Below are 21,063 nucleotides of genomic sequence, written 5' to 3'. Positions count from 1 at the left end.
CTGCCGAAGATCTGAGCAGGGCGGGAGGGACGCGATGAAACGACGGAGAGCGGAACGGAGTCCGCTGGAGGCGCAGGCTCGCGGCTGGCTGCGCGACGCGGTCGCGACCTTGCGCCGCACCGAACAGGAATGCGCGCCGGCGGTGGCCGAGGCCGCCGAAGCCATCATCGGCTGTCTCGAGACCGGCGGCACGGTGTTCTTCTGCGGAAACGGCGGCAGCGCCGCCGACTCGCAGCACCTCGCCACCGAATTCGCCGGTCGCTTCCAGACCGATCGCGCCGCCCTCGCCGCCGTGGCGCTCACCACCAACAGCTCGGCGCTCACCGCGATTGGAAACGACTACGGCTACTCGCACGTCTTCTCGCGCCAGCTCGAGGGGCTGGGTACCCCGGGCGACGTGCTGATCGCGATCAGCACCAGCGGAGGCGCCGAGAGCGTCCGGCGCGCCGTCGCCACCGCGCGCCGCCTCGGCATGACCACGATCGCGATGACGGGAACGAAGGGGCGAGCGTTCGCCGACTCGTGTGACATCGCGCTGATGACCCCGCACGACGTCACCTCGCACGTCCAGGAAGGACACATCGCGATGGGACACGCGCTGTGCCTGCTGGTCGAAGCGGCGATCTTCCCGGCCTCCGGGATCCCGGCCGCGAAACGCCGCGCCGCGCCGCGCCGCGGCGCGCGGCCGCGCCGGCGGCGGAGCGCGCGGTGATCGGCGGTCTGATCCGCTCGCTGCGGCCGAAGCAGTGGACCAAGAACCTGCTGGTCTTCGCCGGCGTCCTGTTCTCGCGCCAGGTGAGCGACCCGCAGCTCGCGCTGCGCGCGCTGGTCGGCTTCGTGACGTTCTGCCTGCTGTCGGGCTCGGTCTATCTGATCAACGACCTGCGCGACGTCGAGGCCGATCGCCGCCACCCCAAGAAACAGCGCCGGCCGCTGGCCTCCGGCGAGCTGCCGATGGCGGCGGCGTGGGGCGCGCTGATTCCGCTGGCGGCGGTGATCGGCGCGTTGTCGTGGTGGCTGGGGCCGGGGTTCTGCGCGGTCGCGGCGACCTATCTGGTCATGAATCTCGGCTACAGCTTCTGGCTCAAGCGCCAGGTGCTGATCGACGTGTTCGTCGTGGCGACCGGATTCGTGCTGCGGGCGATCGCCGGCGTGGCGCTGCTGCTGCCGGTGGCGCCCGCGACCGCGCTCTCGCCATGGCTGCTGGTCTGCACCTTCTTTGGCGCGCTGTTCCTGGCGCTGGCCAAGCGCCGGCGCGAGATCGAGAATTCCGGCGCCGGAGCAGGTGATCAGCGCGAGGTCCTCAAGCTCTACAGCCGCGAGCTGCTCGACGGCCTGCTCATGATCACCGCCGCCACCAGCCTGATGAGCTACGCGCTCTACACCATCTGGCCGGGGACGGTCGCCAAGTTCGGCACGGAAGCCCTGCTCTACACCGTTCCGTTCGTGGCCTATGGGATCTTTCGCTACCTGTACCTGGTCCGCGCCTCGGACAAGAGCGAGGATCCTTCGCAGGTGCTGCTCAGCGACCGGCCGATGGGCGTCTGCGTGCTGCTCTATCTGCTCGCGGTCGTGCTGATCCTCTACCGCCCCTGATGCCGGGCGACGGGTTCCGGCGCGTGCGCGTCACGGCGCGCGCCAAGGTCAATCTCGGACTGGCGGTGGGACCGCTGCGGCCGGACGGCTTCCACGAGCTGATCACGGTGTTCCAATCGATCTCGCTCGCCGACACGTTGGTCGCTGCGCGGCGCGCGAGCGGCTTTCGGCTGCGGGTTCGCCACGAGAACGTCGCCCTGCCGGAAGGCGGCCCGGCGCTCACTGACCGCGTGCCGGCCGGCGCCGAAAATCTCGTGCTGCGCGCGGCACGATTGTTCCGGCAGCGCGTGGGATTCGAGGGCGGCGCCGAGTTCACCCTCATCAAGCGCATTCCCGCCCAGGCCGGACTGGGGGGCGGGAGCGCCGATGCCGCGGCCGCTCTGCGCGCGCTCGAAGCGCTGAGCGGCAGGCGCCTCGCGCGCGCGCGGCGTTTCGATCTCGCCGCCGAGCTCGGTTCGGACGTTCCGTTCGCGACGATCGGCGGCACCGCGCTCGGCCGCGGCCGGGGCGAAAAGCTCGAACGCCTGCGTCTGGATCGACCCTTTCGCGCGCTGATCGTGGTGCCGCGTTGGCGCGTGTCGACGGCGCGCGCCTATCGTCAGATCGACATGAAAAAATTTGCCTTGACACGTTACATGGCGACCCTAAGATCCGCTTCACTTCTCCGGCGCGCGCCGGTTCGACCGGGTCGTGCGCTGCGCCTGGGGAACTCGTTCGAGGACGTGCTGGGCGAGAATCGCAAACGTTTTCTCGCTCTCAGGAACCGGCTGCTCCGAGCCGGGGCGGTCGCAGTTCGGCTGTCGGGCAGCGGTTCCGCGGTGCTGGGCATCATTCCGTCAGGTGTTGCTTCTCACGTCGTCGCAGGCCGCCTCGCAGGGAACGAGCCGCGGTACGCGGTGAAGTCCGAACGCAACGGCTTGCGAATCGAGTTCCTCCCGTAACCGGGGCTGGAGGCAAGGACGCTGGACAAGGCTCGGGCGGCACGGTCGAGCCCCTTCGGGGGACGTCATCAGCGAGCCAGCTCTCCCCGCACTAAGGAAGGCTGCAAGGTGAGAGTCATATGATCGAGATCACCGAGGTCAGGGTGTCTCTGCGCACGGACGACAAGCTGAAGGCGTTCGTCAGCATCACCCTCAACGACTCATTCGTGATCCGCGGACTCAAGATCATTCGGGGCAACTCGGGGCTGTTCGTCGCGATGCCGAGCCGGAAGCGGCCCGACGGACAGCATCAGGACCTGGCGCATCCGATCAACGATGCGACGCGTCGCTATCTCACCGATCGCGTCATGACGGAGTACGAGCGCGAGCTGATCCAGGCCGGTGCGCTCGGCCCTCCGGCGACCGAGGCGCACGCGAACGACTATTGAGATCGCGAAATCTCCGGGTCCGCCGGCCGTTCTCCCGCGAGAACCGGCCGCCGGCCGGGCGCTGCGCTTTCTCCCCCCGCTGCCGCGGGGCGATTGACTTCCCGCGCTCCCGCCCGTAGTCTGCTCCGGCTGTTTTCGCAGCACCCGACCCTTTCGGCCAGTTGCCATCACCCCTGGCGCGATACCGGCGCCCGGTCCGTGACGGATGTCCCGTTCTGTTGGTGGGGCGTGGCCAAGCGGTAAGGCACGAGACTTTGGATCTCGCATTCGGAGGTTCGAATCCTCCCGCCCCAGCCACCGTTCCAGCGGTCGGCGGGGAGGGCGGGCGCGTTCCGAACGCGTCCGCCCCGGCCTGAGCCGTTTGCGCCGCTCCTCGCCCGAGGAGAGCACGCGTGGAGCCGTTTCGCATCTTCACGGGAAATGCGAACCGTCGTCTGGCGCAGGCGATCTGCAACCAGCTGAAGACCGCGCTCGGAGACGCCGACGTCTCGCGCTTCGAAGACGGCGAGGTCTCGGTCAAGTTCAACGAGAACATCCGCGGCATCGATGTGTTCATCGTGCAATCCACCGGCGCTCCCGCCGAGAACCTGATGGAGCTGCTGGTGATGCTCGACGCCGCCAAGCGCGCCTCGGCGCGCCGCGTGACCGCGGTGGTGCCCTATTTCGGCTACGCGCGCCAGGATCGCAAGGACCAGCCGCGCGCGCCGATCAGCGCCAAGCTGGTCGCCAATCTGATCACGGTGGCCGGCGCTGATCGCGCGCTCACCATGGATCTGCACAGCGCCCAGATTCAGGGCTTCTTCGACATCCCCTTCGACCATCTGTATTCGGCGCCGGTGCTGGTCGACTACTTCGCGCGCAAGAAGATTCCGAACTTGATGGTGGTGGCGCCCGACATCGGCAGCGTGAAGATGGCGCGCGCCTACGCCAAGCGCCTCGGCGCCGAGCTGGGTCTGGTGGACAAGCGCCGCCCGCGTCCCGACTCGGTCGAGATCATGAACATCATCGGCGAGGTGGAGGGCCGGAACTGCGTGCTCTTCGACGACGTCGTCACCACCGCTCGCACGCTCTGCCAGGCGGCCGAGGCCATTCGCAAGGATGGCGCGCGGGAGATCTACGCCGGCGTCACGCACGGCGTGTTCAGTGCCGACTCGCTGGCGCGGATCGAGGCCTCGCCGATCAAGGAGCTGGTCATCACCGACACCGTGAATCACGAAGGCATGGGCGTGCCCGCGAACGTGAAGGAATTGTCGATCGCCGGTCTGCTGGGCGAGGCCATGCAGCGCATCCACGAAGAGCGTTCACTGAGTTCGTTGTTCATCTGATCCGTCCCGATCCGCCATGACGGCGGGCTCATCCCGGCTCGTCCGGGTCATTCAGGAGGTTCCATGGCAGTCATCCCATTGACCGCGTCCCGGCGCGAGAGCCTGGGCAAGGGCGGCGCACGCAAGTCGCGCAAGGCCGGCCAGATTCCGGGCGTGCTCTACGGGCATGGCGAGACGCCGGTCGCCGTCGCGGTCGCGGCGCGCGACTTCGACGTCGCGCTTCGCGAGCACAAGGGCGGCAACCCGATCGTGAGCCTGGCGGTGAACGGCAGCGAGTACACCGCGCTGATTCGTGCGGTCCAGTACGACCCGCTCACGCAGGGCATCCTGCATCTCGACTTCCAGCACATCTCGCTCACCGAGCAGATCGAAGTGAAGGTCGCGATCCGCCTCACCGGGCTTCCGGTCGGCGTGAAGGACGGCGGCGGCATTCTCGAGCCGATCCTGCGCGAGGTCGAGGTGCGCTGTCTCCCGACCGCGATACCCGCGTCCATTGAAGTGGACGTGTCGCACCTCAACATCGGCGACTCGATTCACTTGCGCGACCTGACGGTGCCGAACGTCGTGATCCTCACCGATCCCGATTCCACGCTGGCCACGGTCGTGCCGCCGACGGTGATGGAGGAGAAGCCGGCCGAGGAAGTGGCGGTGGCGGCGGAAGCGGCGCCGACCGAACCCGAGGTCATCTCCAAGGGCAAGAAGGAAGAGGGCGAGGAGGCCCCCGAGGCCAAGGAGAAGGAAAAGGGCAAGGAGAAGGAGAAATAGCGAGCGGTGCCGCTGGTGCTGGGTCTCGGCAATCCGGGAGCGCGCTACGCGCGGACGCGCCACAACACCGGGGCGCGGGTGGTCGAGCGCGTGGTGGCGAAGGTTCACGCCGAGCCGCTGCCCGAGGCGTCCGAGTATCGGGCGTGGCACGCCCGGATCGAGGAGCAAGACCTCGACCTGATGGTGTCGAGGACTTACATGAACGACACCGGCGCGGCGCTGGCGGCCTGGCACTCGCGTCAGGCGCTCGTGCCCGAGGATCTGCTGGTGGTGGTGGATGACGTCTATCTGCCGATCGGAAGGTTGAGATTTCGTGGCACCGGGTCCACCGGCGGACACCAGGGACTCGCGAGCGTCGAGAATGCGCTGCAAAGCCGGAACTGGGCGCGCCTGAGAGTGGGAGTGGGCGCCGCCGAGAGCAGCGAACGGTTGGGCGAGCACGTGCTCGAGGAATTCGAACCCGAGGAGCTGAAGCCGATGGAGCGGGCCATCGAACGGGCCGCCGATGCGGTCGTGTGCTGGACCACCGAGGGTCTGGCCCGGGCGATGAATCGCTTCAATGCCGAAGAAGAGGAGGTTTCGGAATCGTGACCAAGTACGAGACGACGTTCGTTCTCGAGCCCGGGCTCGACGAGAACCGGGTCAACGAGGAGATCGAGAAGCTCACCGGCTGGATCAAGGATCTGGGCGGCGAGGTGCTCGAGGTTCAACGCTGGGGGAAGCGCCGGCTCGCTTACGAAATCAATCGCAAGCGGGACGGGATCTACACGCTGGTGCTGTACCAGGGGGAGGGGCCGCTGGTGAAGGAGATCGAGCGGCGCCTGCACCTGAACGAGTCGGTCATGCGCATGCTGAGCGTGATCCACGTTCCGCCCGAGCTGACCCAGGGTGTTCCCGAGGCCGAAGCGGTCGGGGCGGGGGCCGGCGACGACGGCGGCGACGACTGAGATCGGAACTCCGCGCAATTTCGAATCATGAGCTCACGCCGGGGTTGCTCCCGGCGCGATGGAGGTGAAGCCGAATTCCATGCCAAGAGAAAAAGAGAAGAAGGGCAAGGGCAAGGGCAAGGCCAAGAGCAAGGGCATCGCGAAGAAGAAGTACTGCAAGCTGTGCCTGGAAAAAGTTGGATTCGTCGATTACAAGGACGAGAAGCGCCTTGGACGATTCGTCACGGATCGCGGCAAGATCGTGCCTCGTCGCGTCTCCGGGACCTGCGCTCGCCACCAGAAGCAGCTGACCACGGCCATCAAGCGCGCTCGGGTGCTGGCGATGCTGCCGTTCACCAGTGACTTCTATCGCTGAGGCTCCCCGCCGCGCCCTGGTGACGATGCGCGCTCTGCTGCTGGTGGCGCTGCTCGGTGCCGGCTTGCTGCTGACGCAGCTGCCGTGGGCGATCCTGTGGCTCGCGGTGCCGTTCACCGTCGCGCTGGCGTTGCTGATGGCGTGGCGATTCGGTGCCTGGACGCTGCTGCTGCCTCCGGCGCTGGGCGCGGGACTGGCGCTCTCGCTCGGAGTCGGCGAATCGTGGACCTGGTGGATCCCGGCCGCGGCCTTGAGCGGGGTGTGGATGGGGCTGCGCGAAGAGCGTGGAGCGCCGAGTGGGACGCGTGCCTGGATGCTGCTTCCCGTGCTGGTGCTCGCGGCCGCAACGCCGTGGATGCCTGGCTACGCCGATCGCGTCGCTCGCCTGGACCAGAAGCTCGCGGAGGGCGACGCGCAGATGATCGACACGGCGCGCAAGATGGGACTCTCGCACGAACGACTCGACTCGCTCCGGAGGACCGTGGAACAGAACGCGCCCACTCGAAAGACGCTGCTGCCGAACATCCTGCCGAGCCTGGTGTTCGCCTGGATCGCGCTGCTGGTGGTGGCGGGGCGAACGCTCGGATCCCGGCTCGGCGAGTGGCTGCGCTGGCCGGCGCTCGATCGTCTGCGTCTGCGCGAATGGCGACTGCCGGACGGAGCGATCTGGACCTTCCTCGCCGGGCTCGCGCTGCTGGTTGCGCAGTGGCCGGCTTGGGGACCGACCGCATGGACGCTGCTGCTCAACAGCGGCCTCGGCTTTTGTGTCCAGGGGATCGCGGTCGTAGAATCCCTGATGCTCGCGCGAGGCGTTCCACCTTCTCTGATCGCGCTCACCCTGCTGGTCGTGTGCGTGTTTGCCCTGCCCGTTTTCATGTTCACGACCGCGGTGCTCGGGCTCAGCGATTTCTGGCTGGACTACCGCCGCATGGAATCGTCCCCGAACGGGGATGTCGACTAAGAGGAGAGATCGATGGACGTCATTCTGCTGGAAGACATGGAAGGGCTCGGGAACCGCGGCGCGGTGATCCACGTGAAGCCCGGCTACGCCCGCAATTACCTGCTGCCCCGCAAGCTCGCGATTCCGGCCGGCGAGAAGGCCACCAATCTCTATCAGGAGCTGCTGCGCCAGCGCGATGCCCGCGAGCATAAGCGCATCGCCGAGGCGAAGGCCGAGGCTGCGCGGCTCGACGGGGTCGAGATCAACATTCCGGCCCAGGCCAACGAAGAGGACACGCTGTTCGGCTCGATCACCGGCGCCGACATCGCCGACGCTCTCGCCAGGGCCGGGCATCCGGTGGACAAGCGGCGGATCGAGCTGGAAGAGCACATCAAGCAGCTCGGCAAGTACGACGTGACGGTGCGCATCCACTCCGGAGTGAGCGCCACCGTGCGCGTCTGGGTGGTGCGTTCGTGAGCGCTCGCCGGGCAGTCCGGATTCTCGCCGTGGCCGCGATGATGCTGGCCGCCGGAGTCCCGGCGAACGCCGCCAAGAGCACCAGGACCGACAAGAGCAGCAAGTCGTCGAAGAGCAAGACCTCCTCGGGTGCCAAGCCCGCGGCCCCGGTGCCGGAATCGCTGCAGGTGCTGGTGAAGATCGGCAAGGAGACCATCACGCGCGGTGACGCTCAGCGTCGCCTCGAGGAGCTGCCCGAGCAGGTGCGGGGCAGCTACACCACTCCCGAAGGGCGCCAGCAGCTGCTGGATCGGATGATCGAGGAGAAGGTGTGGATGCTGAAGGCGACCCAGGAGGGCGTGCCCGCGCGGCCCGATGTTCAGCGGCAGCTCGAGCAGTCGCGCCGCGATCTCATCATCCGCACTTATCTGAACGAAGTGATGTCGAGCAACCCGGCGCCGACCGATTCGCAGGCGCGGGTCTACTACGATGCTCACCTTTCCGAATACAAGCTCCCGGCCACGGTGACGATGCGCCACATCCAATCGAAGACCCCGGCCGATTCCAAGAAGATGCTGGGTTACGCGCGCGCCAAGGGCGCGGACTTCGCCGCGCTCGCCAAGAAGTACTCGGCTGACACCCTCACTCGCGCCAACGGCGGCGCGCTCGGCACGGTGACCAGGGAAGGCATGTTCGGATCGCTCGGTGCGCAACCGGCCCTGGCCGAATCGGCGTTCGCGCTCGGCGAGGGCAAGATCGGCGGCCCCTACAAGACCAACCGCGGCTATCACGTGATCAAGGTCGAGAGCATTCATCTCGAGAGCACGCGCCCATTCGACCAGGTCCGCTCGATCATCATGCGCCAGCTCAGCTCGCAAAGCGCGTCCGACTACTACCGGACGCAGCTCGACAAGGCGCGCAACGACGTCGGCATCACCCCCGATTCCACGGCCATCAAATCGTTCCTCTCCACCAGGCGCAGCGCCCGCGACCTCTTCAAGGAGGCGCAGGAGGCGGGACCGCCCGCCGAGCGCGTCGCCAAGTACCAGGCGCTGCTCGAACAGTATCCCGACAGTGACGTGAGCCCGCAGGCACAGTTCATGATCGGGTTCATCTACTCCGAAGAGCTGAAGAAGTACGATCAGGCCGAGCAGGCGTTCCGTCAGCTCCTGGCACGCTATCCGAAGTCGGAGCTGGCGCCCTCGGCTCAGTGGATGGTGGATCACATGCGCACCGAGGACGCCCCATCGTTTCTCAATCTGGAGGCGGACTCGACTCGGGGTGGAGCCAGCTCGGGGTCCAAGAAGGGTCCGACAGGCAAGCCGTGAACGTGGTCGAAGCCCGTGTCCACGGGCTGATCCTCGAGAAGAGCACGCAGCAGAACATCGTCGTGCTTCGCGAAGTCGATGGCGAGCGCATCCTCCCGATCTGGATCGGACCCGGCGAAGCCCAGGCGATCCGACGCATCCTCGCCGAGGAGAGCTTTCCGCGCCCGCTGACGCACGATCTGCTGGTGCTGATCGTCGAGGGGCTGCGAGCCAAGATCTCGCGAGTGGTGATCGCCGATCTGCGCGAAAACACCTTCTTCGCCAGCGTGTTCGTCGAGCGCGAGAGCGAGGTGCTGTCGATCGATGCGCGCCCTTCGGACTCGATCGCGGTGGCGCTGCGCGCCAAGGCCCCGATCTACGTGAACGAGAAGCTCTTGCAGCCCCCGCCTCAGGCCGAGGAGCGAGAGTCGAGTGAGCCCACCGAGGAGACGCCCCCCGAGCGGCCCCTCACCGAGGAGGAGCAGGCAGAGCGCCTGCGTCGCTACCTCGAGAAGCTGAATCCGGAAGACTTCGGCAAGTTCAATCCGTGAGCCGAATCCGCCGCTCGCTCGCCGCCCTGGCGCTGGGCCTGTCGCTCTCCGGCGCCTCGCCGGCGCGGTCGCGGGCCGCCACCGCGCCCCCGGCGCTCGATGCGCACGCCGCCGATTCGCTGTCGACTCGGCGCCCGGCCGGCGCGACGCGCAAGAGTCTCGAGCGCTGGGCGCAAAGCGCCTCGCTCTCCGACTTGATGTGGATTCTGCGTCGCGATCCCGCCGAGCTGGGCGAAGTCGGACCGATGCTCGCCGCGGCCGCCTATCGCCACGTGCCCGCCGACCGCGCGGCGCTGCGACAGCGGCTCTGGGTGCGACTCGACGAGGCCTCGCGCAAGTCGATCGGGCACCGAAGCGGCGGCGGCCCGCCGGCGAGCGAGGCCTCCGCGACACTCGCGCGACCGCTGGCCTCGGTGTTCCGCGTCGCCGCGATTCTTCCCGACAGCGGCGACTACGCCGACTTCGCGCGCGAGCTCCGGATCGGGCTCGACGCCGGGCTCGCTTCGATTCCCGCTCCCGGCGGCCACACGCCGGAGCTCGAGCTGTGGAGCACCGGCAACGACCATCCCGCGCGCTGCGCTGCCGCCCTCGACCAGGCCTCGCGGCATTGCGGCGTTCTGGTCGGCGAGCTGCTGAGCGTCAACACCATCGCGCTCGCCACCGGCGCGCGACTGCTCGACCTCCCGCTCATATCGCCCACCGCCACCGACGAAGCGATCGGGACCGTCGGCCCGGGCGTGTTCCAGATCGGCCCGTCGGGCTGGAGCCGCGGCGCCGCGCTGGCGCGCTCGCTGGTGGACAAGCCCGGCCTGCGCGTCGGCGCGCTGATCTCCGGCGGGCTCGAGCGCAACGCCTTCGCGCTCGGCTTCGGCGCCGAGGCCGAATCGCTGGGGGGCGCTCAAGTCTGGATGCAGGGCTATCCGCCCGGCACGACGTTTCGCGACGAGGTGCGGGCGATGGGCATGCAGCGTCTCGACGCGCTGCTCTGGGACGGCGAGTCGCGCGAGGCCGAAACACTGCTGCGCGAGCTGGCGCGCCAGAAGGTCAGCGTGCGGTTGTGTGGCGGCGAAGAGCTGTCGCCGGAGCGCATGCATGCCGAGAGCCGTCTGCTGCTCGACGGCGTCCGCATCGTCGCCGACGAGTGGCGCCTCCCGTCCGACCAGCAGGCCGCCCTCGACAGCATCGTCGCCGCGCGCGGCGAATCGCGCTCGACCGGCATCCATGTGCGCGGCTGGCTGGCCGGGCGCGCGATCGCCGAGGCGCTGGCGAGCGGCGCGCTATGCCCCGAGGAAGTGGCCGCCGCGCTCGCCGCGCGCTGTGGCGCGGGGCCGTGGCTGGCGAGTCACCGCTTCCTCGACGTGTTCCGCGAGGGCGCCACGCTGCCGCTGGTGGAGGTGTCACACGGCAAGACCAGCCCGGTGGTCCCGTAGCGCCACAGGCGCCTTCCGATTGGCGCGTTGCTCAATAGATCCTGAATCGGTAGCGGATCAGCGCGTACACCTGCAGGGCGGTGCCATCGACGCGATAGGGGCGAAAGCGCGCCTGCCAGACCGCGTCCACGGCCGCGGTTTCGAACTCGCGCTCCCCGGTGCCACCCACCACCGTGACTTCGCTGACATGGCCGGTGGTGTCCACCAGCGCCATCAGCGCGACGCGCCCCTCGACGCCGCGCGAATGCAGATCCTCCGGGTAGACCGGCTCCACCATCGACTCGATCACCAGCTCGTTGCTCGAGACCAGCGGCACGCTCGCCTGGCGCGCACGCGCGCGCGCGCGCACCTCGGCGTCGTCCGGCCCCACGCCCGGCTCGCTCGAGTGCGTCGGGCGCGGGCCACTCTTCACGTCGCTCGGCCCGGGCTTGAGTCCCTGGCTGCCGGCCTGCGTGGGGCGCACGTGGACCTGGCCGATGTCCTCGAGCGGCGCGCGGTAGTCGGGCCCGCCCTCGAGCTGAATGAGCGGCACGTAGCGCTCGGGGCCCTCGTAGCCGAACCGAATCACCTGGTGAAACGGTTTGCGAAACAGCGAGCGCACCGAGGGCAGGGCGAAGGTCAGCAGCAGTCCCAGAGCGACGCCGTTCAGCGCCAGCGTCGTGAGGGCGACGCGGCGCGCGCAGCGCTCGCGTTCGCGAAAGAATGCGTCGATGCCGTGGGACATGAAGGACCCGTTGGATTCAGGTGCGGCCGGATTCGACCGACTATCGAGATACGGGCCCGGGCAACGTGATGCCGCGCTCCGAGTCTAGCAAGATCCGGCGCAGCGGCGCGCGGTCATCCAGCACCTCGATCAGGAGAGGGCCGGGCTCGGTCCGCTCGAAGCGAATGCGGCCGAGTGCGTCGGTCTCGAGCACCAGCGCGTCCCCAAGCCGGACCGGGGCACCGGACAGCGGGCGCCCGGCGCCGTCCTGAACCTGCAGCGAATCGGAAGCCCATGGGAACGGCGCCGGCCATTCGCCGGCGAGGCTCAGGTAGACGGCGTAGGCTTCGGTGCGCAGCCGCGCGGGGGAGAGCCGCCCAAGCGGTGCCGCGGGATCGTCCACGCGGCCGAGCCCGGCGTAGATCGCGGTCGCAGAAGTCTGCTGAATCGGATACTGCGCGTCCTCGCCGGTCGTGGGGCGCGGCAGCCCGAGGCCCGCGGCCAGGTCGGCGAGCCTGCCCGCCCAGCGTTTCCCGCCGGCGCTCGAGAAATAGAAACCGACACGCGGAGCTTCCGCGGCATGGCCGATCCTCACGAACCGATCGGCGTGGAAGCCCTCGGCGAGCTGCACCCGCGCCAGCTCCGACATCGAGGCGTCGGTGTTGCGGGTGAGCCGGACCTCGGCGCCGGCCGATTCGAGCATCGCCGCCAGCGAGCGCGCGACCTCGAGGTTGAGCGAAGCGCCGCGACCGCCCGAAGCGCTGGTTCCGGCCGGGTCGTCTCCACCGCCGGCGGGGTCGATCACGATGCGCCGGCCATGCAGCGCGCCGCCGGCGATCGCGACCCAGCGCGGCGGCCAGGCGCGCTCGCCCACCCACGGGCGATAGCCGTCGAGCGCCGGAAGCCCGCCGCTGTCGGCGCGCGCCGCCGGCAGCCGCAGGAATCCGTCGCGATTGATCCAGGCGAGCCGAGCGTCCGGCTCGCGGGTCCCCGGCGCCGCGCGCAGCGGGGCGCCGTCCGGCATCGTCAGCGCGAAGCCGGTGCGCACCGGCGGTCGCACGCCGTGACGCACCGGCAGCCGGAGCGTGGCTGCGATCGGCTTCGCCCCGCGCCGGCCGCGATCCGCGTTCGTGCCCGCCAGCTCGAATCGGAAGTGCAACGCGGCGGTATCGCGCCGGGAAGGGCTCGGCGGCCACAGGTAGGCCCAGCCCACCCCGTCCGTGATCCGGAGCGTGGTGTCGGGCGGCTGAGAGGACCGGCGTGCCAGATCGAGGACGCGCACCAGGGTGTCGGGAACGAGATTGCCCTCGCGATCGAGCAGCCGGCAGCGGAGACCGATCGGCTGGTTCCCGTCCCACCACGGCTGATCGGGCGCATCGGCGACCAGTCGCTCGGGCGCGGAGCGAAGCTCGAACGCCACCGCCGCGCGCCGCGACGAGCCTTCGCCGGAGAGCCGCGCGATCAGGGTCGCGGTGTGGAAGCCCGGGGCGAGCGGCGTTTCCGAGTGCCACTCGAGGCTCGAGCCGGTGCGCATCGGCTCGACCGGCGCGCCGTCCAGGCGCAGCTCGAGATCGTCGAACGCGCCGCGAATCGTGGCCCGCAGCGCCGGCGACATCGCCACCCGCGCCGAATCGGGAAGCGGCGATCCGTCCTGCCAGGCCGCGAAGCTGTCGACCACCGGCGCCCGGCGCTGGAAGTACGCGGCGATCCCCAGATAGAGCGCCTCGGCCTCGAGCTGGCGCGCGTCCGGCGTCTTGAGCCGCTGCTCGGTCGCCGGATAGGTGAGGTAGCTCGATTCGGTGAGCAGACCCGGCGCTTCGCTCATCCGGAGCACCGCGTAGTTGCCGGGCAGCACGCGACTCGGCGTGATGCCGAGGTTGCGTGCCAGGAATCGCTGCACGTCGGCGGCCGCCTCGAGCGCCGGCCCCTCGTCGCCGAGCTGGAAGTACACGCGGGTCTCGTTCACCTGATGCGAACCGTGCGGATCGGCGTTGTGATGGATCGAGAGAAAGAGGTCGGGATGAAATTCGTTGGCGAGCTTCATACGCGCGGTGAGATCCGAGCGCAGCGAGCTGTCGGCCGGGGTGAGATAGTCGCGATCGGTCTCGCGCGTGAGCACCACCTGGGCGCCGTGCTCGCGCAGGAGGGTCGCGAGATCGAGCGCCACGCCGAGGTTGACCTCGGCCTCGCTGAGCCCGCGCACGCCGAGGGCGCCACGGAAGAATCCACCGTGTCCGGGATCCAGCGCGATGCGCTTCCCGGTCAGCGGTCCGGCGTCCACCGCGCCGAGATCGTCCACGCGTTTGACGTAGCCGGCTGGCGGCCGAGGCGTGGTCGCGCAGCCCGCGAGCAGCAGCGCGAACAGCAGTGCGCGCCGCCGGGAGTCCCTTCCGTGCCGCCATCCCAGGCGCATGAGCCGGCACTCTAGCGCGAGCCGCCGGCAGGCCCAAGCCGCCGAAGCGCCGAGGGTTCCGCCGAAACGACCCTTGCCTCCGTTTCGCCCAGCGTGATACCCCTTCACGTTCGGTTCGACCTCTGGGGCCGCTCACGGGCGCCTCGTGGTACCCAGCCACTCGCTTGCCGGGGCGGACGGGCCCGGCATCGTTGCCCGTTGCAGGGAAGGAGATTCGACATGTCGTTGCGCACCTGGCGGCAGCTCGGATGGATCGCCGTGGTCGGGCTCGTGCTCCTTGCCGGCGGCTGCGGCGGGAAGCCTCATCAGAACGAGCTGGTGATCGGCGAGTACGGCTCGCTCACCGGCGGCGACGCCGATTTCGGGCAGTCCACCAAGAAGGGCGTCGAGCTCGCGATGGACGACCTGGCGGCATCCTCGCAGGGCAAGATCGGCGACCTCACCGTGCGCACCGTGGTGGAGGACGATCAGGGCAAGCCCGAGGAAGCCGCCACCGCGGTGCAGAAGATGATCAATCAGGACCGCGTGATCGCCGTGATCGGCGAGGTGGCGTCGGGCCGCAGCATGTTCGGGGGGCCGGTCTGCCAGCAGGCGGGAGTCCCGATGATCTCGCCCTCCTCGACCAATCCCAAGGTCACGCAGATCGGCGACTTCATCTTCCGCATGTGCTTCATCGACCCGTTCCAGGGAACGGTGATGGCCAAGTTCACCGCCGACAATCTCAAGCTGAAGAAGGTCGCGATCCTCACCGACCTCAAGAACGAGTACAGCGTCGGCCTGACCCAGTTCTTCAAGGAGGCCTTCACGCAGCGCGGCGGCCAGATCGTGGCCGAGCAGTCGTACAGCTCGGGAGATCAGGATTTCCGCGCCCAGCTCACCGCGCTCAAGGCCAAGAATCCCGAGGCCATCTACCTGCCGGGCTACTACACTGAGGCCGGCCTGATCGCGCGCCAGGCGCGCGAGCTGGGCATCAAGGTGCCGATCCTCGGCGGCGACGGCTGGGAAAGCGATCAGTTGATCGGGATCGGCGGCGACGCGCTGGAAGGCTGCTACTACTCGAACCATTTCGCGGTCGACAATCCCGATCCGCGACTGCAGGCGTTCCTGAAGAAGCACCAGGCCAAGTACGGCCAGGATCCCAACGCCATCACCGGGCTGGCATTCGACGCCGCCAACGTGCTGTTCCAGTCGCTCAACAAGCTCTATGAGCAGGATCCCGCGACCTTCGCCGGGCTCGGCTCGGCCAAGGCCGGCACCGACCTGCGGAAGACCGCCGAGCGCAAGCTGCGCGACATCATCGCCACCACCACCAATTTCCCGGGAGTGACCGGCAACATCACGCTCGACGAGAATCGCAACGCGACCAAGCCGGCGGTGGTGATCGAGATCAAGGGCGGCAAGAAGGTCTACACCACCACGATCAATCCGTAGCCGCTTGCATTCCGTGCACGCGCAGCGCTCTCGAACGGGGTCCCGTCGGTGACCGAGTTCCTGCAGCAGATGGTCAACGGCATCACCTGGGGCAGCGTGTACGCCCTGATCGCGCTCGGCTACACGATGGTCTACGGCATCCTCCGGCTGATCAATTTCGCGCACGGCGACGTCTACATGCTCGGCGCGTTCTTCGCCTACTACGTCGCGCGTTTCACCAACGCCGCCTCGAGCCCGAACCCCTTCAAGGCGGTGATGGTGCTGCTGAGCTCGATGGCCGGCTGCGGGATCGTCGGCTTCTTGATCGAGCGCTTCGCCTACAAGCCGGTGCGCAAGTCGTCGCGACTGGCGGCGCTGATCACCGCGATCGGCGTGTCCCTGCTGCTCGAGAACGGCGGGCTGCTCCTGTTCGGCGCCGACCCCAAGTTCTTCCCTCAGATCATTCCGGCCCGCAATATCTCGCTCGGCGCCGGGGTGACGATCTCGAACCAGCAGCTGATCGTGATCCTGGTATCGCTGCTGCTCATGTACCTCCTTCGCGTGATCGTGATGCACACGCGCACCGGCAAGGCGATGCGCGCGGTGTCGTACAGCCACACCGCCGCGTCGCTGATGGGCATCTCGGTGGACCGCATCATCACCTTCACCTTCGTGCTGGGCTCGATGCTGGCGGCCGCGGCCGGCGTGCTGGTGGCGCTCCAGAATCCCAAGATCGAGCCCTACATGGGCATCATGCCGGGCCTGAAGGCCTTCGTGGCCGCGGTGCTGGGCGGCATCGGCGACATTCCCGGCGCGGTGCTGGGGGGCCTGGTGATGGGGATCGCCGAGGTGCTGGTGGTGGGCTACGTGTCGCCGACCTGGCGGGACGCCATCGCCTTCATTCTGCTGATCGTGATCCTGCTGGTGCGCCCCTCCGGCATCCTCGGCAAGCATTCCGCGGAGAAGGTGTGACGTGCGCCAGCTGATCTGGCTGGCGGGCTCGATCGCCGCGCTCGCGGCGATCGGGGTGGCCCTGCCGCGCGCCGTCAACCCTTACGTGCTCCAGGTGATCATCATGTGCGGGATCAACGTGATCCTCGCCGTGTCGCTCAATCTCATCAACGGCTTCACCGGCCAGTTCTCGATCGGCCACGCGGGATTCATGGCGGTTGGCGCCTACGCGTCGACGGTGTTCACGCTGCAGATCGGAGTGAAGTGGGTCGCGGCGCTCGAAGCGCTCGGCGCGCCGGGGTGGCTCGCTCAGGGCGCGGCGCTGCTGATGGCGCTGCTGGTCGGCGGCGGGCTGGCGGCGGTCGCCGGCTACCTGGTGGGTCTGCCCTCGCTGCGGCTGCGCGGCGACTATCTGGCGATCGTGACCCTGGGATTCGGCGAGATCATACGAGTCATGATCCTCAACATCGACGCGATCGGCGGCGCGCGCGGCATCGCCGGAATCCCGGTGTGGACCAACGTGTTCTGGGTCGGCGCCGGCGTGCTGGCGGTCGTGCTGGTTTCCCACCACCTCGCCCACAGCACCCACGGGCGCGCCCTGTTCGCGATCCGCGACGACGAAGTGGCCGCCGAGGCGCTGGGCGTGGACACCACGCGCTACAAGGTGATGGCCTTCGTGATCGGCGCGTTCTTCGCCGGAGTCGCCGGCGGCCTGTTTTCGCACTACCTCACCGCCGTCAACCCCAACTCGTTCACCTTCCTCAAGAGCATCGAGGTGGTGGCGATGGTGGTGCTGGGCGGCATGGGCAGCATCAGCGGTTCGGTGATGGCGGCCATCCTGCTCACGCTCGCGCCCGAAGTGCTCCGGCCGGTCAAGGACTACCGCATGGTGTTCTATTCGATCATGTTGATCGTGCTCATGATCACGCGCCCACAGGGTCTGATGGGAAGCCGCGAGCTGTCGCTGCCGGCGTTCCTGCGCCGCCGCCGCAGCGCCACGGGACCGGCGTGAGCGGCGGGTGGGCGGAAGGGTCCGAGGGGCCGAGGCACACGAGCGGCGCCACGCTGCGGCTCGAGCGAGTGACGATGCAGTTCGGTGGTCTCAAGGCGGTCTCCGAGCTGGAGCTGACGGTTCCCTCCGGCGAGCTGTTCGGACTGATCGGCCCCAATGGCGCGGGCAAGACCACGGTGTTCAATTTGATCACCGGCGTCTACGCACCGACCGCGGGCCGCGTCCTGCTCGACGATCAGCCAATCCAGGGACTGAAACCGCACGTGATCGCCCACCGCGGGATCACGCGCACGTTTCAGAACATCCGCCTGTTCTCGACGCGCTCGTGCCGAGACAACGTCTGCATTGCCGGGCACCAGCACGCGCGCGCCGGACTGCTCGACGCCCTGGTGCGCACCCGGCGGTTCGAGCAGGACGAACGATCGCTGATGCGGCAGGCCGACGAAATGCTGGCGGTGATGGAGCTCGAGGCGCGCGCCGACGTGCGCGCGGCCGACCTTCCCTACGGCCAGCAGCGGCGTCTCGAGATCGCGCGCGCGCTGGCCGGCCGGCCCCGCCTGTTGCTGCTCGACGAACCGGCGGCCGGGCTCAATCCGCAGGAGAGCGATGGGTTGATGCACCTGATCGAGGACATCCGGCATCGCTTCGCGGTCACGATCCTGCTCATCGAGCACGACATGCGCGTGGTGATGGGCATTTGCCGGCGCATCGCCGTGCTCGACTACGGCGTCAAGATCGCCGAGGGCACCCCGGAGCAGATTCGCACCGATCCCCGGGTGATCGAGGCCTATCTCGGTGAAGAGGTCCACGCCGATCTCGGCGGCGGACACTGATGCAGCTCGAGATCGAGAACCTGGACGTCTACTACGGCGCGGTCCATGCGTTGAAAGGCGTCTCCCTCCACGCCGACGCCGGCGAGATCGTGACGCTGATCGGCGCCAACGGCGCCGGCAAGAGCACCCTGCTGCGCACCATCTCGGGGCTGCTGACGCCGCGGGCCGGCAAGGTCCTGTTCGAAGGCCGCGATCTCTCCCGCGTACCGCCGCACGAGATCGTGGGACTCGGGATCTCGCAGTCGCCCGAGGGGCGCATGGTGTTCGCCAATCTCTCGGTGGAGGACAATCTCGAGCTGGGCGCCTACCGCCGGCGCGATCGGGCCGGCATCGCGAAGGACCGCGCCGAGGTGTTCCGCATGTTCCCGCGGCTGCTCGAGCGCCGCCGTCAGGCGGCCGGCACGCTGTCCGGAGGCGAGCAGCAGATGCTGGCGATGGGCCGCGCACTCATGTCGCGCCCGCGACTGCTGTTGCTCGACGAGCCGTCGCTCGGGCTCGCACCGCTGCTGGTGCGCGAGATCTTCAAGACGGTGATCGAGATCAATCGTACCGGCGTGACGGTGCTGCTGGTCGAGCAGAACGCCCACATGGCGCTGTCGGTGGCGGGACGCGGCTACGTGCTCGAGACCGGCTCGGTGCGTCTCGAGGATCGCGCCTCGGCGCTGCTCGAAAATCCGCAGGTGAAGAGCGCGTATCTGGGGGGATAACGTGTTGTTCGATCCGTGCGCGGATCCGATCCGCCCACCGGGGTCCGTCACTTCGGCACGCTCGCCCGGGCCATCCGGGCCCGGGCTTCGCTAAGCGAGCCGCGCGCCCGCCCATCCCTGGGCTCCTGCGCGCGGCTCGATTACCTCGTGACGGACCCCGGCGGACGGCTCGTGTCCGCGCCGCCTAAGCCGCGCGCTTCTTGCGCCCTTCGCGCGCGAGCCGCACCAGCCCCTCGATGTCCTCGATCGTGAACGGCTTGCTCACCACCGCGTCGGCGCCGCCCTCGCGCAGGGCGTCGGGACTCACTTCGGCGCCCCAGCCGGTGATGATCGCGATCGTCACGTCCGGATCGCGATCGCGCAGGGCGCGGGCCAGCTCCCAGCCGGTCATGCCCGGCATTCCGAGATCCGTGAACACCACTTCGTAGCGGCCGCGCTCGTAGGCCGCCAGCGCCGCCGAAGCGGATTCGAACACCTGAGGGTCGTGCCCGAGCGAGGCGAGGATGTCGCCGAGCAGTTCGCGGACCGCCGGCTCGTCGTCGACCACCATGACTCGAGCGTGGGCCTCGTCCGGAGCGGTTCCCGCGGGGCGCGCGCGTTCCGCCACCGTGCGCAGCGCGCGCGGCAATGACACCTCCATGCGCGTGCCGCGGCCCGGAGTGCTGTGGACCATGATCTCGCCGCCGGCCCCGTGAATGATGCCGTACACCACCGACAGGCCGAGGCCCGTGCCGCGCTCGCCCTTGGTGGTGAAGAACGGATCGAAGATGCGCCGCTGGATGTCGCTCGACATGCCCACGCCATCGTCGGCGACCTCGGCGCGCACGCGATCCGTTTCGACGTGAGTCGAGAGGCGGATGGTGCCGCCGGTCGGCAGCGCGTCGATCGCGTTGAGGATCAGGTTGGTGAACACTTCGCGCATCTCGCTGCCGCGTCCCTCGACCGTCGCGCCGGGCTCCGAGTCGATGACCAGCCCGATCGTGCGCCCGAGCGCCTGCGCTTCGCTTTCCCAGCGGGCGCGCGTGAATTCCGCCGCGTCGCGCACGATGCGATCGAGATCCACGACGTCAGCCGCGCTGCCGTGGGCGCCGGCACCGAACTGCCGGAGTCGGCGTACGGTGTCGCCGCCGTCCTGAGCCGCCATCTCGATGATCTCGAGCGCACGCGCGAGCTCGGCCGACTCGATGTCGCCGCTGGCCGCCCGCCGCCGGAGCAGCTGCGCGCGGCCGAGGATCGCACCGAGCACGTTGTTGAAGTCGTGCGCGACGCCGGAAGCCATCTCGCCGGCCACACGCAGGCGCTCGGAGCGCTCGAGGCGCTCACGGGTGTCCTCGAGCTCCGAGACCGCGCTCTCGAGCCGCGAATGGAGCGAAGCGGCGCGCAGGGCGGCGCCGAGGTGGCTGGCGAGTCCCATCACCACGTCCACCTGCGAGGGCGGGAAGGCATCGGCCCGCTCCGAAGCGAGCAGCAGCGCGCCGCCGCCCACATCGCTGCCGAGCGGCACCAGCAGCGCGCGGCGGTAGCCGTCGCGCCGGAGCCCGCGCGCGAGCGACAGCTCCTCGCGCTCGACGTCGATCCGCACCGGTGCGACCGGCTGGCGGTCCAGCCGGCGGAGCAGCTCGGGATCCACGGCCCTGCCCGGGGCGAGCTCGCCCCACGGGAGCGGCGGATCGAATCTCTGGAACAACGCCACCGGACCAGCGCCGTCGCGCAGGGCGAGCGCGGCGCCTCGGCTGCCCGTCACCTGCCGGAGCTGACTCGCCACCACCTGGAACAGATCGTCCAGCCCGCGCGCCTGACGCGCTCCCTGGGTGATCGCGACGATGGCGTCGGTTGCGCGCCGCATGGCCTCGGCTTCACCGACCGCTCGCGCCTGCGCCTCGGTGAGCGCGCTGGCCATGGTGTTGAGCGACTCGGCGAGCGTGCCGAGCTCGTCCCGGCTGCGCACCGGAATCCTTCGGTCGAGCTGGCCGGCGGCGATATCGCGCGCCAG

22 protein-coding genes and 1 tRNA gene are annotated in these 21,063 nt (G+C 68.9%); 20 read left to right on the top strand and 3 right to left on the bottom strand.

The features are described from left to right. Positions 1-34: 34 nt before the first annotated feature. From VMJ70_05340 to VMJ70_05270, 15 genes are all read left to right on the top strand, one after another. Positions 35-712: an SIS domain-containing protein gene (locus VMJ70_05340; GenBank protein ID HTO90535.1), complete on the top strand. Its 678-nt coding sequence runs from the start codon at positions 35-37 to the stop codon at positions 710-712. Beyond that, positions 709-1,596: a decaprenyl-phosphate phosphoribosyltransferase gene (locus VMJ70_05335; GenBank protein ID HTO90534.1), complete on the top strand. Its 888-nt coding sequence runs from the start codon at positions 709-711 to the stop codon at positions 1,594-1,596. Before VMJ70_05340 ends, VMJ70_05335 begins: the two co-directional genes overlap by 4 nt. Further along, positions 1,596-2,537 (top strand): 4-(cytidine 5'-diphospho)-2-C-methyl-D-erythritol kinase, encoded by a 942-nt coding sequence (ispE, locus tag VMJ70_05330; GenBank protein HTO90533.1) that lies wholly within the window; start codon positions 1,596-1,598, stop codon positions 2,535-2,537. The genes VMJ70_05335 and ispE overlap by 1 nt, the downstream gene beginning before the upstream one ends. A 119-nt stretch (positions 2,538-2,656) precedes the next feature. Next, complete coding sequence (locus VMJ70_05325; protein HTO90532.1) at positions 2,657-2,965, top strand: septation protein SpoVG family protein; 309 nt, start codon at positions 2,657-2,659, stop codon at positions 2,963-2,965. 222 nt (positions 2,966-3,187) lie between these two features. After that, positions 3,188-3,262: transfer RNA gene (locus VMJ70_05320), tRNA-Gln, on the top strand. A gap of 95 nt (positions 3,263-3,357) precedes the next feature. Beyond that, positions 3,358-4,290 (top strand): ribose-phosphate pyrophosphokinase, encoded by a 933-nt coding sequence (locus VMJ70_05315; protein ID HTO90531.1) that lies wholly within the window; start codon positions 3,358-3,360, stop codon positions 4,288-4,290. 63 nt (positions 4,291-4,353) lie between these two features. Further along, on the top strand, positions 4,354-5,055 hold the full coding sequence (locus VMJ70_05310; protein HTO90530.1) for a 50S ribosomal protein L25: 702 nt from the start codon (positions 4,354-4,356) through the stop codon (positions 5,053-5,055). 6 nt (positions 5,056-5,061) lie between these two features. Continuing rightward, entirely contained in the window at positions 5,062-5,646 is a 585-nt protein-coding gene (gene pth, locus VMJ70_05305; GenBank protein HTO90529.1) for an aminoacyl-tRNA hydrolase, read from the top strand. Then, positions 5,643-6,002 carry a 30S ribosomal protein S6 gene (rpsF, locus tag VMJ70_05300; protein ID HTO90528.1) on the top strand — a complete coding sequence of 120 codons (360 nt, stop codon included), beginning with the start codon at positions 5,643-5,645 and terminating at the stop codon, positions 6,000-6,002. The genes pth and rpsF overlap by 4 nt, the downstream gene beginning before the upstream one ends. 79 nt (positions 6,003-6,081) lie before the next feature. Beyond that, a complete protein-coding gene (rpsR, locus tag VMJ70_05295) occupies positions 6,082-6,357 on the top strand; it encodes a 30S ribosomal protein S18 (GenBank protein HTO90527.1) in 276 nt (91 codons plus the stop codon). A gap of 25 nt (positions 6,358-6,382) precedes the next feature. Next, positions 6,383-7,318, top strand: coding sequence for a DUF2232 domain-containing protein (locus VMJ70_05290; GenBank protein ID HTO90526.1), 936 nt, complete (start codon positions 6,383-6,385; stop codon positions 7,316-7,318). 12 nt (positions 7,319-7,330) lie between these two features. Beyond that, a complete protein-coding gene (rplI, locus tag VMJ70_05285) occupies positions 7,331-7,774 on the top strand; it encodes a 50S ribosomal protein L9 (GenBank protein HTO90525.1) in 444 nt (147 codons plus the stop codon). Positions 7,775-7,812: 38 nt separating this feature from the next. Further along, positions 7,813-9,081: a peptidyl-prolyl cis-trans isomerase gene (locus VMJ70_05280; GenBank protein ID HTO90524.1), complete on the top strand. Its 1,269-nt coding sequence runs from the start codon at positions 7,813-7,815 to the stop codon at positions 9,079-9,081. Continuing rightward, positions 9,078-9,611, top strand: coding sequence for a bifunctional nuclease family protein (locus VMJ70_05275; protein ID HTO90523.1), 534 nt, complete (start codon positions 9,078-9,080; stop codon positions 9,609-9,611). The genes VMJ70_05280 and VMJ70_05275 overlap by 4 nt, the downstream gene beginning before the upstream one ends. Beyond that, a complete protein-coding gene (locus VMJ70_05270) occupies positions 9,608-11,041 on the top strand; it encodes an ABC transporter substrate-binding protein (protein ID HTO90522.1) in 1,434 nt (477 codons plus the stop codon). Before VMJ70_05275 ends, VMJ70_05270 begins: the two co-directional genes overlap by 4 nt. Before the next feature lie 31 nt (positions 11,042-11,072). Here VMJ70_05270 and VMJ70_05265 read toward each other — a convergent pair whose 3' ends face one another. Beyond that, on the bottom strand, positions 11,073-11,765 hold the full coding sequence (locus VMJ70_05265; GenBank protein HTO90521.1) for an energy transducer TonB: 693 nt from the start codon (positions 11,763-11,765) through the stop codon (positions 11,073-11,075). A 40-nt stretch (positions 11,766-11,805) separates the two neighbouring features. After that, positions 11,806-14,157: an N-acetylmuramoyl-L-alanine amidase gene (locus VMJ70_05260; GenBank protein ID HTO90520.1), complete on the bottom strand. Its 2,352-nt coding sequence runs from the start codon at positions 14,155-14,157 to the stop codon at positions 11,806-11,808. 219 nt (positions 14,158-14,376) lie between these two features. Here VMJ70_05260 and VMJ70_05255 point away from each other — a divergent pair, with 219 nt between their 5' ends. The 5 genes from VMJ70_05255 to VMJ70_05235 all read left to right on the top strand — a co-directional run bounded on the left by VMJ70_05255 (position 14,377) and on the right by VMJ70_05235 (position 19,070). Continuing rightward, a complete protein-coding gene (locus VMJ70_05255) occupies positions 14,377-15,588 on the top strand; it encodes an ABC transporter substrate-binding protein (protein HTO90519.1) in 1,212 nt (403 codons plus the stop codon). 48 nt (positions 15,589-15,636) lie between these two features. Next, a complete protein-coding gene (locus VMJ70_05250; protein HTO90518.1) occupies positions 15,637-16,539 on the top strand; it encodes a branched-chain amino acid ABC transporter permease in 903 nt (300 codons plus the stop codon). 1 nt (position 16,540) lies between these two features. Further along, complete coding sequence (locus VMJ70_05245) at positions 16,541-17,530, top strand: branched-chain amino acid ABC transporter permease (GenBank protein ID HTO90517.1); 990 nt, start codon at positions 16,541-16,543, stop codon at positions 17,528-17,530. A 74-nt stretch (positions 17,531-17,604) separates the two neighbouring features. Beyond that, positions 17,605-18,363, top strand: a complete 759-nt coding sequence (locus VMJ70_05240; protein HTO90516.1) for an ABC transporter ATP-binding protein — start codon at positions 17,605-17,607, stop codon at positions 18,361-18,363. Next, the gene (locus VMJ70_05235; protein ID HTO90515.1) at positions 18,363-19,070 is read left to right on the top strand and encodes an ABC transporter ATP-binding protein; all 708 of its coding nucleotides are present in this window, start codon (positions 18,363-18,365) and stop codon (positions 19,068-19,070) included. Before VMJ70_05240 ends, VMJ70_05235 begins: the two co-directional genes overlap by 1 nt. Before the next feature lie 184 nt (positions 19,071-19,254). Here VMJ70_05235 and VMJ70_05230 read toward each other — a convergent pair. Beyond that, positions 19,255-21,063: ATP-binding protein (locus tag VMJ70_05230; protein ID HTO90514.1), on the bottom strand; the 1,809-nt coding region annotated here is incomplete at its 5' end.

It is taken from the genome of Candidatus Sulfotelmatobacter sp. (genome assembly GCA_035498555.1).
In the GTDB taxonomy this organism is placed as follows: Bacteria; Eisenbacteria; RBG-16-71-46; order RBG-16-71-46; family RBG-16-71-46; genus DATKAB01.
Note: the sequence above shows the minus strand (reverse complement) of the source record. Positions and strands in the feature narration are given on the sequence as shown.

Coding starts and splice junctions, on each gene's coding strand:
- VMJ70_05340 (HTO90535.1), top strand. CDS start 35: ATGAAACGACGGAGAGCGGAACGGAGTCCGCTGGAGGCGCAGGCTCGC.
- ispE (HTO90533.1), top strand. CDS start 1,596: ATGCCGGGCGACGGGTTCCGGCGCGTGCGCGTCACGGCGCGCGCCAAG.
- VMJ70_05325 (HTO90532.1), top strand. CDS start 2,657: ATGATCGAGATCACCGAGGTCAGGGTGTCTCTGCGCACGGACGACAAG.
- VMJ70_05310 (HTO90530.1), top strand. CDS start 4,354: ATGGCAGTCATCCCATTGACCGCGTCCCGGCGCGAGAGCCTGGGCAAG.
- rpsR (HTO90527.1), top strand. CDS start 6,082: ATGCCAAGAGAAAAAGAGAAGAAGGGCAAGGGCAAGGGCAAGGCCAAG.
- VMJ70_05290 (HTO90526.1), top strand. CDS start 6,383: ATGCGCGCTCTGCTGCTGGTGGCGCTGCTCGGTGCCGGCTTGCTGCTG.
- rplI (HTO90525.1), top strand. CDS start 7,331: ATGGACGTCATTCTGCTGGAAGACATGGAAGGGCTCGGGAACCGCGGC.
- VMJ70_05280 (HTO90524.1), top strand. CDS start 7,813: ATGATGCTGGCCGCCGGAGTCCCGGCGAACGCCGCCAAGAGCACCAGG.
- VMJ70_05265 (HTO90521.1), bottom strand. CDS start 11,765: ATGTCCCACGGCATCGACGCATTCTTTCGCGAACGCGAGCGCTGCGCG.
- VMJ70_05260 (HTO90520.1), bottom strand. CDS start 14,157: ATGCGCCTGGGATGGCGGCACGGAAGGGACTCCCGGCGGCGCGCACTG.
- VMJ70_05255 (HTO90519.1), top strand. CDS start 14,377: ATGTCGTTGCGCACCTGGCGGCAGCTCGGATGGATCGCCGTGGTCGGG.
- VMJ70_05240 (HTO90516.1), top strand. CDS start 17,605: ATGCAGTTCGGTGGTCTCAAGGCGGTCTCCGAGCTGGAGCTGACGGTT.
- VMJ70_05235 (HTO90515.1), top strand. CDS start 18,363: ATGCAGCTCGAGATCGAGAACCTGGACGTCTACTACGGCGCGGTCCAT.